The organism is Paenibacillus sp. JNU01, assembly GCF_059130585.1.
In genome coordinates this window covers 3,699,963-3,714,608 of record NZ_CP169723.1, presented here as the reverse complement: position 1 = coordinate 3,714,608, position 14,646 = coordinate 3,699,963, and the positions used below count along the sequence as shown (strand labels likewise).

The following is a 14,646-nucleotide window of genomic DNA, read 5'->3' as shown; positions in this document are numbered from 1 at the left end:
CCCTTTCTCTGCGAATGGTGTGATTGATAAATCTATGGTAAAGGCGGTTAACTCCGCCATGAACTCTCGTTCCAGTGTAATCGTTCCGTTCCCTCTTGTATAGAACCTGACATGTCAGGTTAAATGACAATGATTGGGCGATCAAAGAACATTTTTAAATTTAAATATTGAAATTGCATGTAGGTATTTGTCGATTTTCGTAGATGCCCTTGTAGTATAAGTAACATCCCCAAGTCCGGGGCAAGTATTGTGCAGAATGGTACAAACTTTTCACGTGAACCATCTCTGTAATTGAAATACACCATAAAAGGGGCATACCGATGGAGCAAACAATACAAGATATTGTCGGCATTTTCAATGATTTTCTATGGTCCAAAGTGTTAATTATATTATTGGTAGTATGTGGTATATACTTCACCACCAAGACCCGATTCATGCAATTCCGCATGCTTGGAGATATGGTGAAGGTGCTTCTAGAGCGGAAAAGCAAGGAGCCAGGCAAAATTTCCCCTTTTCAGGCGTTCTGTATCAGTATGGCGGCCCGTGTAGGTACAGGGAATATTACCGGTATAGCATTGGCTATCGCATTGGGGGGACCTGGTGCTATATTCTGGATGTGGATCATTGCAATTATCGGATCAGCCTCCAGTTTTGTGGAGAGTACGCTCGCTCAGATCTATAAAGTGAAGGATAAGGGTGGATTCCGTGGGGGTCCGGCGTATTATATGGAGCGTGGGCTGGGCAAACGCTGGATGGGGATTTTATTCGCCATTCTCATTACGCTTTCATTCGGTTTGGTCTTTAATGCGGTGCAGTCCAACACCATTACCGTAGCATTACAAAACTCATTTGGTACGGATCGGTTAACGGTAGGGATCATTATGGCTGTGATATTTGCTGGGATTATTATGGGCGGTGTCAAACGGATTGCAAAGGCCTCGGAATACATCGTCGTTGTGCTTGCTGTTTTGTACATTGGGGTGGCGGCTTTTGTGGTGCTGGCGAACATTACCCAGCTTCCGGCCATGATTGCATTAATTGTGAAAAGTGCCTTCGGCATCGAACAGGTGGCTGGCGGAACGTTGGGCGCTGCACTGATGAACGGTGTGAAACGCGGATTGTTCTCCAATGAGGCGGGCATGGGTAGTGCCCCGAATGCGGCTGCAACAGCGGATACAACACATCCGGTGAAACAGGGACTCATTCAGGCGTTTGGCGTACTGACAGATACGTTGGTAATATGTACAAGTACCGCCATGATTATTTTGCTATCAGGAGTGTACAAGGGCTCCAGTCTGGGTGGCATTGAGTTAACTCAGGCTGCATTAAGTGTTCATATTGGTTCATGGGCATCGGGATTCCTGGCGGTTATGGTGTTCCTGTTTGCCTTCAGTACACTCATCGGAAATTATTACTACGGGGAAACCAACATTGAGTTTATCAAATCCAACAAAGTTTGGCTGTGGGTATACCGCATTTGCGTCATCGCGATGGTGGTGTTTGGCGCAGTTGCCAAAGTTCAGCTAGTGTGGGATTTGGCTGACCTGTTCATGGGGCTGATGGTGGTGGTGAACCTGATTGCCATCCTGATGCTGTCCAAGGTCACCTTTGAAGCATTGAAGGACTACAAGAAGCAGAAGGCTGAAGGACGTGACCCCGTCTTTACGCGTGACCGGATTCATATTCCGGGTGAAGTGGAGTGCTGGCAGTCGGAAGAAGAAGTTATTGGAGATAAATCAATACATGTAGCCAATTAAGATTTCATCTGAATATCGTTGGTCATATACAAATGGACATAACAAAAAACAGGACTTGGATTATCCATCATGGGCAACCCGAGTCCTGTTTGTTGCATATAAGATGTATCTTCACACGAGTTGAAGTTCATCTGGATATACATATAATTTATTTATTAACCGAATAGCTGATCAGTTGCTCGGACAGAGCTTTCATTCGTGCACCTGTTTCATTAAGCTGCTCAATCACATCCGTGAAGGATGATACAAGCGTTGCTTGTTCCTGTGAAGAGGCAGCAATCTGGGAGACTTCAACTTCCATCTGTTTGATAACCTGTTGTACATCTCTCAGGCTGGTATCGATATCACTTGTAGCCTGTTTGGCATCCACAGAGAGTTTGCGTACTTCCGAAGCCACCACGCCGAAGCCGGCACCAGCTTCACCAACACGAGCAGCTTCAATAGCGGCATTTAGACCAAGCAAATTGGTTTGTTCAGAGATTTCACGAATGAATCCCGCTACCTTGTTGATTTGGGAAGAGTTCTGAACAGCAAGTCTTGTGTTCTGCAAGATCTGTTCACTGGTTGCTTGCAATTCTTCGGCATGGGCGGCGACATGCTGCACCATATCAACGAGGTTTCCATTGATGGTTTGATTTTCTTGTATAATGTCTTCAAGCTGGTTCTGATTGGATTGGTCGTAAGATACACAGAAAACAGCAACAACATTTTGGTTATCATCAAAGATCGGAATATTCAGGGTATCAAGTTCAATACCAAAAACCTCTTTGGGAATCGTGGAAAGACTGGCTTCTCTTCCGTTTTTCAAGACGGCGAAGTTCTGGAATGAGTCCAAGAGCGCCATTCCTTTTTCAAAACCAAGGTCAAACTTGTCGGTGGTTATAACCTCCAATACCTTTTCGTGATCATATACAGTTAAACTGGCTGGTTCTCTAAGGATCTTGCTGATATAAGGCATTACTTTAAGCAGGGCATCTACAACGTTCATGGAAGAGGACCATCCTTTCAATATTTGAATGTAATATATTTAACGATCTATGGAATGCTCTATCTTTCATCGGACAGAAAGTGCGTTTCGTGAACGGCATTTTGCACGAATGAATGAACATTTTATGATTAAATTTTTAAATATTTACCATTTGAAATGATTTACTGGATATAAGTGTTAGTTGTAACTATTTTTATATCAAGATATTTGTACGAGTGTATATCAATTATGGGACATATGTCCCTTTGTGTACGTTATATACGACAACGGAGGGGACGTCGGAATGAAAGAAATCATGGACTTTGGACTTGTGCGACAACTCGCCCGTGAGAATGGGTTGGATCAGGTGCTGGACGAGTCTGCACTCGTTGAGTTGCGACTACTTGAGGCTGCAAAGGGCGAGATGATCTGTTCCAAAGGTGAGCGACCCGAGCGATTGTATTTTCTCGTGCAGGGCAAGCTCAAGATCTATACTACCCTGCCTAACGGAAAGTCTCTGTTGCTTCGTTTCAGTACACCACTTGCGCTCGTGGGAGATTTGGAACTGGTGAATGGCAAGGAGGCTATGAATACGGTAGAGTCTGTGAGTAAAAGCCTGTTGCTGGGTATCAGCTATCGTTCTCTCCAGAATACGTATGCAGAGAACCCTAAATTTCTCCACTTCATGCTGAGTCAAGTTACACACAAATTGTATACCTTTTCTAACCTGTCGAGTCTGAATATGTTATACCCGGTCGAGAGTCGCTTTGCCAGTTATCTGCTGTCCACAATGGGCCAGGACGATTCCTCTTCGGAAGAAATCCAGACCTCCAAGCTCACCGAACTCGCCGATATGCTGGGTACCAGCTATAGACATCTTAATAGAGTCGTTCAAGATCTGTGTAATCGAAATATTATTCGCAAGGTGCAGCGTAAGCTTCTGATCTGTGATCTGGAACAGTTGCGTGCCATCGCGGGGGGCAATATATATGAGTGATGGCATCTAAAATAAAGATCAAGCCAGCATATATGTACGACATGACGCGGTACAACAAAATACAATATGGCATAACAAAGAGCACCCTCCCGAATATACGAAGGGGTACTCTTTGTGCTCTTTGTGCACTGCACGTCAAGTGGATTAGATATCTCCGCGCTGCTCGAACAATTGAGCGATCTCTACAATAACATGGGTTGCCTTCACCATATTGTCTACCGATACATATTCGAATTTGCCATGGTAGTTCTCGCCGCCAGTGAAGATATTTGGTGTTGGCATGCCCATATAGGATAGCTGGGAACCATCTGTTCCTCCCCGGATGGGACGAATAACAGGTTCGATATCCAGTCGGGTCATGGCTTCATGAGCAATGTCGACGATCTGGCGTACGGGTTCAATTTTCTCGCGCATGTTATAGTACTGGTCACTCAACTCAACCGTAATGCTTTTCTCTCCATACTTGGTCTTCAGTTCGTTCGCGATCTGGAGCAGATTTGTTTTGCGCTCTTCAAACTTCTCCCGGTTGAAATCACGGATGATGTAACTCATCTTAGTCAGTTCAACGTCACCCTCCAGAGACAACAGATGGTAGAAACCATCATAACCGTCCGTGAATTCAGGAGCTTCCTCCACAGGCAGGCGTCGATTCAATTCCATCGCAATTTTCAAAGAATTCACCATCTTATCCTTCGCTGTTCCGGGATGTACATTGGTGCCTCGTACGGTAATTTTGGCTGCTGCTGCATTAAAGCTCTCGTATTCGAGCTCGCCAAGTGGTCCGCCATCAACTGTGTACGCATATTTGGCTCCAAAAGCAGCTACATCGAATTTGTGCGGTCCACGGCCAATCTCTTCATCCGGGGTAAAAGCAACCCGAATCTTACCGTGTTTCACTTCCGGGTGCTCAATCAGATAGGCCATCGCGGTCATAATCTCGGCAATGCCTGCCTTATTGTCTGCACCAAGTAACGTTGTACCGTCGGTTGTGATCAGGGTGTGGCCTTTATATTCGTGCAGTTCCGGGAAATCCTTGTTGGACAGCACGACATCCAGTTCCGAGTTCAGCACAATATCAGCACCGTCATAGTTATCGATAACCTGTGGTTTGACATTTTTGCCAGTAAAGTCGGTCGCTGTGTCGAGGTGAGCCAGGAAACCAATGACGGGAACATCCTTGTCGGTATTGGATGGCAGGGTAGCCATGACATAACCGTTCTCATCCATCGTTACATCTTGCAGACCAATGGAGGTGCACTCTTCAACGAGCAGTTTGCCCAAGGCCAGTTGGCCGGGTGTGGAAGGGCATGTCTCACTATTTTCATCGGATTGGGTATCCATCTGAACATAAGTACTCAGTCTTTGAATTAATATATCTTTCATCTATTTTCTCTCCCTAGCTTGAGTAGTGTATAAGTTGAGCTACTTTGTTTTACACTGATCCACTACGAGTCCAGAATAACCTTGTGATCGCTGTTTATCATGTAGCCGTTCGTCGCAACTTATGTAAATTGGGTATATTAATTATTGTGGCTCTCTAAGGTTATCATATCACGTTTTGCAGGCATTTCCAGAATGGGACAGAGCGATATATGAGGATAACTAGGTATCAAAAAGGGTACTAGGTCACAAAAATGTACGTACTTGTATTTCTATAACTGAGGTTCATAATGAATGATGAAGAAAGGATGGGTTCTAGACATGCCATTTATCACGGTTAAGGTACTGGAAGGCAAGTCGGTTGAGCAAAAACGTCAGTTGATTGAACGTATGACTCAGGTGGCTTGTGAGACACTGGATGTTGATCCGAGCAAAGTCTTTATCTTCATTGAGGATTTGGAGAAGGACAATTACGGCAAGAATGGTAAACTTTTTTCGGATTTGGACAATAAGTAAGGCTTCATATATATCTTGATCAAGGAACAGGAGATGCAGCAACAATGACTGAGCAATTATTTTCGCCTTATCAATTCAAAAGCTTGCAATTGAATAACCGTGTCGTTATGGCACCGATGTGCCAATATTCTGTCACTGCGAAGGATGGCATTCCAAACGATTGGCACCAGGTCCACTATGTAAGCCGTGCGGTTGGCGGTACTGGACTCATCGTGATTGAGATGACCGATGTCGATCCGGATGGACGTATTACCGATAATGACTTGGGTATATGGTCAGATGAGCATGTACCTGCCTTCACCAAACTGGTAGAGGGAATCCATGCCTACGGCTCCAAAGTCGCCATTCAGATCGCACATGCGGGACGAAAAGCAGAGGATGCACCGCAGCCGGTTGCCCCATCGGTAGTTACATTCCCGGGAGAAAACTACAAGGAGCCACGTGCGTTAAGTACGGAAGAGGTAGAAGCCATGGTGCAGAAGTTCGCAGATGGTGTTCGCCGCGCAGTACAGGCTGGAGTGGATACCATAGAGCTTCACGGTGCACACGGATACCTGATCCACCAATTCCATTCCCCGCTGATGAATCATCGTGAGGATGTATATGGGCAGGATCTCTCCCGTTTCGGCGTTGAGGTCATTCGGGCAGTGAAAAAAGAAATGCCCGCAGATATGCCGCTGATTATGCGGATTTCGGCTGTAGAATACGCGGATGGTGGATACGACATCGACCATACGATCAACATCGCCCGTGCCTACCAGGATGCAGGCGTGGACATGTTCCATATCAGTTCAGGTGGCGAAGGACCTTCGGGACAGCGAAAACCGGGGAACTATCCGGGGTATCAGGTACCCTTTGCCCGTCGCTTCCGTGAAGAATTGAACGTTCCTGTCATCGCAGTGGGTATGCTGGAGGATGCAGCATTGGCTCAGGCAGTGATTGGAAACGGCGATGCGGACCTGGTTGCCGTAGGAAGAGGCATGTTGCGTGATCCGTATTGGGCGAACCATGCCGCTCTGGAACTGGGTGTCAGCAAGGATCAAGCTGCCATTGCAGAGCAATATTCTCGTGGATACTAATTTGCACTAAATTTATATTTACACTTGCCACCCCCATGACAGAATAACTTTCCGAGCGCTGTTATCCTCAGATTTTTTGATTTACTTTTACAAAGGTGAAAAACTGAGGATAAAGGCGAACGTGTTGCTTCTTCAAGTTATTTCTGTCCTCTTCGTTTTCGTGTAAATGTTAGTGCAAATTTTTTATAGTAAATAAAAAAAGGCCACAGCATGGTTAAACCTTATGCTGTGGCCTAATTTTCTATAGTGAGATTCATGTAGACTAATTTACTGATTACTACGCTCTTCGAGTTGCTTCGTAGACGAATTTTTGATTCGACTGTGTAGGTGGCTGATCCGGGTTAAAGTCAGCGTATACTTTAATATCAGAGAAACCAATAAGTTCAAGAATCAGGCGTAACTCTTCTACGCCGTACCAACGCAGAGTGAGTTGTTGCATCTCTGTAGCGACAAGTTGACCCTGATGCCATTGTTCGTAGCGAATCAGACTTCGTTTATATTGGTGTAGAAGGTTTACTTCAATGGTTGTGACTTCTACTGTGATCGTATCCCCATCGGGTAATGGAACGGTTGAAGTTTCAATTGAAGAGGGCTGTGTTACATCGGGTAGAAACAGATCAAACACAAGTCTGCCGCCAGGTTCCAAATGTTGAAATAGACTACGCAATGCGTTAATCGAAGCCTCTCTGTCTTGAATGAGGAGCAGGGGGAACCTCCAGGGATGATAATGGTTTCGTATCGATAGGGAAGGTCTAGCTTCTCCAGATCGGCAACAAACAGCTCGGGCATAGGTAGTGCACGCTCGGTGCAACGAGAACGACAAGAGTCAATCATATCGGTTGAATAATCAAGTCCATCCACCTTCAAGCCTGCTTCAAGCAAAGGAATGAGCATCCGGCCTGAACCAGACATGGCTTCAAGAATTCGTCCTTTGCAGCCTTGAAGATAGTGGCGATAAAATTCAATATCTCCTCCCAAGGAGTGTCCCACTGGCTTGGTTAGATCATAAACGGTGGTACATAATGGACCGTAATAACTGAATGACATGGTATAGGTATCCCCCACATTTCAATATATAATATCGAGACTGTAGAAGGGATGGAATGGAATTATCCCTTCCGGCAACGGTTGGAATTGGATTTTTCAGAGCAGACTATCATAGGAATCACGCACCTTATATGTAGTATATTCCAATTATGGGGTGAGAGCAGAATAGAGGTCAATACTTTTCTTGGCCGTTATATGAATCCATTTGACATGAATCTTAAAATCTCAAACAATGAATTAATATATCCAAGGAGGCGATACGAGTGGAATCATCATCAAGTGCATTACCGGATATCCGGCAGGAGCTTGTGCTTCATGCACCTGTAGAGAAGGTGTGGGAGATGGTCTCAACCGCGCAAGGACTGGAGGCTTGGTTCATGCCGGGCAATCTGGAACCTGTGGAAGGGCATGAATTTATATTGGAAGCAGGCCCTTTCGGTCAGTCACCATGTCAGGTAACGGAGGTTCTGCCGCTGCACAAGCTGTCTTTTCGCTGGGGTAAGGACTGGACGTTGACGTTCCAACTGAATGAACAGCCAGAAGGTACGGATTTCACACTGATTCACAGCGGTTGGGATGCGGATAAACTAACTGAGTTTGGACAGGCACATGCAATGGTGCGGGAACGTATGGAACAGGGATGGGCCGGAATCGTTCAGAAGCTTGCCCAAGTGGTTAAATAATCAGTGAGATTCGATTCAGATTTATAAAAGATCATCATCTAAGTTAATTCATTCCATCAACCCCAGGACCTCTAGCTCGTTCATTCGGGTGAACAGCGGCCTGGGGTTCGTTGCTGTACCAAACCAAGATTCGGCGGAAAGAGACAGGAGACCTTCAAATTATAAGGAAGTTACCGATTATGATACGGAAACTATTTCAGTGAGCACTAGAAACGTTTAAAATGATGAATAGGAATAAAACGACAAAATTAGACGTCTCTCGCCCTTGTGGATGGAAGGAATATATAGATGAGAAAACACTGGATTATGCTGACCCTAAGTTTCATATGCATTGTCATTTTTCCGCTGGGTTGGATTGCCCAGACGATAATTAGCGAGCGGGGTAACCCCCAGGCTATGGATGGGAAAATTGATCTGACCCAATGGGACTTTGATCGCAAGGGTGCAGCGCCTTTAAAGGGAGTTTGGGATTTCTACCCTGGGCAGTTACTGAGCCCGGCAGATATTGAAGCGAGTGTATCTGGACGCAAGCCATTGCCGGCTTCGTCTGGCACTCAGGTTCCGGCCCGATGGAACAAATCTCTCGGACAAGCACATGGGTATGGAACCTATCATGTGCAAGTACAGCTTACACCCCGAACGACCAAAAACGATTATGGCATACGCACGAAGAATATACGTATGGCCCACCGGGTATTTATTGATGGCAAAGAGATTGGCGGGAATGGACTGCCAGGAAAGACCCCGGCGACAGATGTACAATTAAACCTGCCCTTTACAGGGTTCACCTCCATTGAAGGAAACACGGCTGACATTATCATTCAGGTATCAAACTATAGTTATTCTTCCGGGGGCATTGTAGCGCCCATCTTGTTTGGAGACGAGCATAGTATTCTGAAAAGCCAGCAGCAGGATTGGCTCAAGGATCTGATGACCTTATTCGGTTTTATCTTGCCAGCCGCCTTTTTTCTACTTCTGTTCAGATTACGGCGTACGGAGAAGGAACTTCGTTTCCTCGGATTATTCAGCCTTTCCGGTGCGTTATACGCTCTGACCCATGGGGAGAAGTTACTTGGGACGTTTGTACCGTTTCTGACTAACAATGAGATGCTTCGAATTCAACTCCTTAGTTCAGCCTTTGCCTATTACTTTTTGCTTCGGTATATGGATGCCCGGGTGCCAGGAGCAGTTCATCAGTGGTTTGTACGTCTGGCTGTCGTGCTACTCGTTACGCAGACCATTGTCGGTCTTACGCTCCCTCCAGCTCTATTCTCGATGCTTGAGCTTCCCATGTTGCTGATCTCGCTTGTTGTCATGCTCTACACGCTGCGAGCCATGTTCTATTGGTTAAAAGGACGGCCGAATGATAGCCACTTTGCACTGGTGAGCATGATGAGCATACTCATGGTTGTTGTGTTGCATACAATTGGAGCATTCACTACCCTAGACACAGCGTTCCTAGCGCTGATTGAACTTTTATTATTTGTATTTGCCCAGATGATTGTGACCGCCATCCGCTTCGCCCAATCATTCCGCGACGTGGAAGCCCTGTCGGAGCGGTTGCTCGCCATCGACAGCCTCAAGGACGAGTTCATGGCAAATACGTCTCATGAGCTGCGAACTCCCCTGCATGGCATCATTAATATTGCACAATCGATGCTGGAAGGTGCGGCCGGAGCAGTCACACCCAAGCAAGCCAAAAATCTGTCCATGATTACTTCAACCGGCAAGCGACTTTCACTGTTGGTTAACGACATTTTGGATTTTTCCAAATTAAAAAATAGTGAGATTGAGTTGAAACGGGTAGCTGTCGATCTGGAATCCGTTGCTCGTACTGTAGTTGAAGTCTCGGGGTTCACGTTTGAGGACAAGCCAGTTATATTGATTCAGCAATGGCCCCAGTCGTTGCCGCTTGTTGAGGCAGACGAAGACCGTCTCCGGCAGGTTTTGTATAACCTGCTGGGCAACGCCTATAAATATACTGAGCAGGGTGAGATTCGGTTGTATGCCAGTGTTGAAAGGGATTGGGTGAAGGTATCCGTTGCCGATACGGGGGTAGGCATCGCCCTGGACAAACAAGAAGATATTTTCCGGGCGTATGAGCAGAGTAACGGAACCGTGGAACGGGTGAATAATGGAACCGGACTCGGTCTGAGTATTACACGGAAACTTGTCGAGCTTGGCGGAGGTGAGATCTGGGTTGAATCGGAGCCGGGACAAGGTTCGACCTTTCATTTCACCCTGCCTGTTATGAAATTGCCGCTGCTGCAATCTCATACGAAACCCGCTGCCGCACGATATGTTGCTGCACAAGGGGTGGGGGCGAAGGAGATTGTGACGAGAGAGTCAGATGAGCCGGAAGATCTTGTGGAAGGAGAGCATACCATTCTGATTGTAGACGATGATCCCGTCAATCGACAGGTCTTGCTTAACCTGTTATCGACGGAGCGGTATCGTGTGATTGCAGCGGACAGCGGGTCCACTGCATTGAAACTCCGTGATGAATTTCCGTCCATTGATCTGGTTATTACGGACTGGATGATGCCCAAAATGTCCGGGCTTGAGTTATGTCGCAAGCTGCGCGAGCACAGTTCCTTGTCTGAGTTGCCGATTCTGATGCTGACCGCCCGAGGGTTGCCTGAAGATATCAAACACGGATTTCAGGCGGGAGCCAATGACTTTCTGAGCAAACCGGTGGATGCCGGTGAATTGCGAGCCAGAGTTCGGACGTTAATTGAAATGCGGAGTTCGGTGCAGGAAGCTATCCGGACCGAAATGGCCTTTTTGCAGGCCCAGATCAAGCCTCACTTTCTATATAATGCACTCAATGTCATTATCGCGACCTGTGCAGTGAATCCGGACAAAGCAACCGATCTGCTGATTGAACTCAGTCATTACCTGCGTGGAAGCTTTGACTTCCAGAACAGGGAGCAGCTTGTTCCTTTGACCAAAGAGCTGGAATTGGTGGAATCGTATGTGCATCTGGAACAGGCCAGATTCGAGGAAAGACTGGTGGTTGAATATGAGGTGGAGCCGGATGTGCAGCTCTATCTGCCACCTCTCAGCATCCAGCCACTTGTGGAGAATGCTATTCGACACGGCGTGATGGAGCGGGCAGCCGGCGGGACAGTTCATCTTAGGATTTTCAAAGAGAGTGAGCATGTGGTCGTGCAGGTCCAGGATGATGGTGTGGGTATCCCTCCCGAGCGTATGGCTCAGGTCAAGTCTGGGAAAACCGAAGGTCCTGGAGGTGTCGGGCTGCAAAATATAAACCGCCGCCTGATGTCTCTCTATGGTCAGGGACTGGAGATTCATAGCCATGTGGGTAAAGGCACACAGATCCGGTTCCGCATCCCTGTGCAAAAGGTGGATTATACCAAATAGTGTGCCGAGTTAAGCATTTATGGTTAACAGACTAGGGAGGGGCTGAAAACTCCGAAGGAAGCAGATTTTGCCGAATTTTCGTTCCAAGCTAGGAAGTTTTACGCAGGCGTGCCGGGGCACGTCAAGGGAAAGTGACGCAGCAGGGGGCGAAAAGGCGGTAAAAGATGCACTTCAGCGAGTTTTGAGACACGACCTAATAAGCGGATGCCGATAGAATCGGCATTCTAATTGAATCTTTCATGGCAGGAGGCTGAAAGAACGGTGAGAGCCATTGTGATCGATGATGAGAAGCCAGCGCAGCTCCATCTGGAGCGCTTACTACGGACAGACGGACGGATTACATCCGTGCAATGTTTTTCAACAGCTCGTGATGGTCTTCATTTTCTGGCAAAGGAACGTGTAGATGTTGTGTTCTTGGACATTGGAATGCCGGAAATGAATGGCCTGGAAGCGGCTGAATATATACAGCAATTGGATCAGAGTATTCGGATCATCTTTGTGACGGCTTATGCGGATCATGCGGTTGAGGCATTTGAGCTGCATGCACTGGATTATGTGCTTAAGCCGGTAAGCTCCGCACGATTGGCCAAAACCATTGATCGGATCGCGGGCATAATGTCGTATCATTCCCAGGTTGCGGCTAGTGCCGAGGTACAGGCATCGGAACCTGTCTCTGTGGAGCTGGATACCGAGGTTCCGGGGCTGCTAACGTTTAAACATCTGGACATCTATAAAAGCCTTGAACAGGGTGCGGAGAAACATAAGTGGCGCACAACCAAAGCGCAGGAGCTATTTGCTTTTTTGTTTCATCACAGGGAAGAGTGGGTAAGCAAGGAGATTCTGCTTGATCAGCTATGGGGTGATGTTTCCCAGGAAAAAGGTCTAACTCATCTACATACCTCCGTGTACCAGATTCGAAAGCTTTTTAAGGAATGGAATATGACAGGCAAGCTGGAGTACAATATGAACCGCTATCGTCTGTTATCAGGCAACCTGGTAAGTGATGTGGATCAATTTGAGAAAGCCATGGTCTACAACGCCATCACATCAGACAATATCGATGATCTGAGACATATGATTCCACTCTATCGTGCCGATTATCTGGAAGAGCATGATTATCGTTGGGCACAGGCCAAAGCAAGGGAACTCAGACGCAAGTATACAGGGCTGGTTATGGACATCGCGAGATGGGATATGGAGCATGGTCGTGGCAAGGAAGCAATTGAGCAATTAACGTTATTGCAGGAACGGGAGCCTTATTTGGAAGAAATCTGCCGACTCATGATGGAAGTGTATGCATCTATGGATGATCAGCAAGGCATACTTCGTTTATATCATTCATTCACATTGACATTAAGTGAGGATCTGGGGCATCAGCCGGAGCCGGAGACAAGCCGGTTATATCAGAATTTGACGGACAAATAAACATAAGTTCAGACAGGAGGGTGAGGCATGAAGCTATTCATACACCGCAAAGATCTGCGTACGGATGATCTGGCGGCATTTGATTATTTGCGGGAACACGAAGAAGAGAGTGTGCATGTTCTCATCTATGATCCATTTCTCCTGCGGCAAGGCCGAGAGAAGGAACACAGCGGCGTGAATTTTAGACAGCATGCAGCGGCATTAGGCAGGCAGTATCTTGAAGCCAAACGAAAACTGCATGTTGCTTATGGCAAACCGGCTGAAGTGGTTGATTTTATCCTGAACGAATTCAAAGGCGAGATCGATGAGATTGTCGTCCATCGGGACATGACGCCATATGCAATTGAGCGGGATAGGGCCATACGCAAAGTCAGTGAGGCATACGAGGTTCCCTTTACGCAACTGACGGATCATCTGCTGATGGATCTGAATGGATTCGCGAATTTCACGGGCAAGTCGGAGCCTTATAAGGTATTTGCGGCTTTTCATCGGCGGTGGGTGGAATTCATGAATGAACATCCCAATCCTCCTTCGGCAACAACGGTTGCCGAGTTGAAGGTGAGCGATCGTCCGATTGAATGGCCGGATGCGATGATGGTTCCTTCAGAGTTGCTGGAGGGCAGTGGTTCGAATGACGAGGACCCGCATCTCCTGCTGGATCAATTCTTATCGGATCGAATTGCTGAATATGGGGATCATCGGGATGAATATGAGGCTTACGAGCCGAGTCATCTCAGTTCGTATGTAGCGGTTGGAGCCGTGTCGATCCGCAAAATGTACGATGCCGCGAATCGCACGGCGGAAGCTGGAGAGTGGATCAGACAGCTGTGCTTCCGCGACTTTTACCTGTATCGGGCGGTCTATGAGAGTCACTATTTTACATATGAAAAGGTGTATGATCTCTCGTCACTCCATGATAATCATTTTGAACGGTGGTGCAGGGCAGAGACGGGCATTCCAATTATTGATGCAGCCATGACGGAACTGAATAAAACCGGGCATATGCCAAATCGGTTGCGGATTCTCACGGCGATGTTTCTCACCAAAAACCTGCAATGTCCGTTTACCTTGGGTGAAGCCTATTTCAGGCGCAAGCTGAGTGACTATGACAACATTCAGAACCGGGGTAACTGGCTATGGTGTGCCTCGCTTGGGGAGAATGCGGCTCCGTATTTTCGGGTGAACAACCCGGTAACGCAATCCGAGAAATATGATCCGCAAGGCGATTATATTCGTAAGTGGTTGCCTGAATTGAAAGACTTGCACAGCAAAGACATCCATCAGCCGCGCAAGGATGCCATTGTGGATCTCAAGGCATCGAGACAGGCAGCAATTGAGGTGTACAAACAGATTTTGGCGAGTCGTGGGAAGTAGACTCGGGCAGGGCGAGTTTAGTGTCTAACCAGATTTA

General features: G+C 47.0%; 10 protein-coding genes and 1 pseudogene. 8 read left to right on the top strand and 3 right to left on the bottom strand.

Going from position 1 to position 14,646, the window contains the following annotated elements; genetic code table 11:
* Positions 1 to 320 precede the first annotated feature (320 nt).
* Complete coding sequence (locus NLBNIHML_RS16125; RefSeq protein ID WP_494352295.1) at positions 321 to 1,757, top strand: alanine/glycine:cation symporter family protein; 1,437 nt, start codon at positions 321 to 323, stop codon at positions 1,755 to 1,757.
* Between the two features lie 148 nt (positions 1,758 to 1,905).
* On the opposite strand, the gene NLBNIHML_RS16120 is transcribed toward NLBNIHML_RS16125, so the two are convergent.
* Positions 1,906 to 2,364: a methyl-accepting chemotaxis protein gene (locus tag NLBNIHML_RS16120; RefSeq protein WP_445252854.1), complete on the bottom strand. Its 459-nt coding sequence runs from the start codon at positions 2,362 to 2,364 to the stop codon at positions 1,906 to 1,908.
* Positions 2,365 to 3,028: 664 nt separating this feature from the next.
* Between NLBNIHML_RS16120 and NLBNIHML_RS16115 the strand changes: the two genes are divergently transcribed.
* Positions 3,029 to 3,721 (top strand): Crp/Fnr family transcriptional regulator, encoded by a 693-nt coding sequence (locus tag NLBNIHML_RS16115; protein WP_494352294.1) that lies wholly within the window; start codon positions 3,029 to 3,031, stop codon positions 3,719 to 3,721.
* A gap of 144 nt (positions 3,722 to 3,865) precedes the next feature.
* Here NLBNIHML_RS16115 and pepT read toward each other — a convergent pair whose 3' ends face one another.
* The gene (gene pepT, locus NLBNIHML_RS16110) at positions 3,866 to 5,104 is read right to left on the bottom strand and encodes a peptidase T (protein WP_339238658.1); all 1,239 of its coding nucleotides are present in this window, start codon (positions 5,102 to 5,104) and stop codon (positions 3,866 to 3,868) included.
* 318 nt (positions 5,105 to 5,422) lie between these two features.
* Between pepT and NLBNIHML_RS16105 the strand changes: the two genes are divergently transcribed.
* On the top strand, positions 5,423 to 5,617 hold the full coding sequence (locus NLBNIHML_RS16105) for a tautomerase family protein (RefSeq protein WP_253441854.1): 195 nt from the start codon (positions 5,423 to 5,425) through the stop codon (positions 5,615 to 5,617).
* Positions 5,618 to 5,661: 44 nt separating this feature from the next.
* Positions 5,662 to 6,696 (top strand): NADH:flavin oxidoreductase/NADH oxidase, encoded by a 1,035-nt coding sequence (locus tag NLBNIHML_RS16100; RefSeq protein ID WP_339238656.1) that lies wholly within the window; start codon positions 5,662 to 5,664, stop codon positions 6,694 to 6,696.
* Positions 6,697 to 6,973: 277 nt separating this feature from the next.
* Here the strand turns inward: NLBNIHML_RS16100 and NLBNIHML_RS16095 are convergent.
* Positions 6,974 to 7,743 (bottom strand): annotated as a pseudogene (locus tag NLBNIHML_RS16095) (class I SAM-dependent methyltransferase).
* Positions 7,744 to 8,006: 263 nt separating this feature from the next.
* Between NLBNIHML_RS16095 and NLBNIHML_RS16090 the strand changes: the two are divergent.
* From NLBNIHML_RS16090 to NLBNIHML_RS16075, 4 genes are all read left to right on the top strand, one after another.
* Positions 8,007 to 8,426, top strand: coding sequence for an SRPBCC family protein (locus tag NLBNIHML_RS16090; protein WP_442032975.1), 420 nt, complete (start codon positions 8,007 to 8,009; stop codon positions 8,424 to 8,426).
* Between the two features lie 288 nt (positions 8,427 to 8,714).
* On the top strand, positions 8,715 to 11,810 hold the full coding sequence (locus tag NLBNIHML_RS16085; RefSeq protein WP_494352293.1) for an ATP-binding protein: 3,096 nt from the start codon (positions 8,715 to 8,717) through the stop codon (positions 11,808 to 11,810).
* A gap of 261 nt (positions 11,811 to 12,071) precedes the next feature.
* On the top strand, positions 12,072 to 13,235 hold the full coding sequence (locus tag NLBNIHML_RS16080) for a response regulator (protein ID WP_494352292.1): 1,164 nt from the start codon (positions 12,072 to 12,074) through the stop codon (positions 13,233 to 13,235).
* A 27-nt stretch (positions 13,236 to 13,262) separates the two neighbouring features.
* On the top strand, positions 13,263 to 14,609 hold the full coding sequence (locus tag NLBNIHML_RS16075) for a cryptochrome/photolyase family protein (protein ID WP_494352291.1): 1,347 nt from the start codon (positions 13,263 to 13,265) through the stop codon (positions 14,607 to 14,609).
* The last annotated feature ends 37 nt before the right edge of the window (positions 14,610 to 14,646 follow it).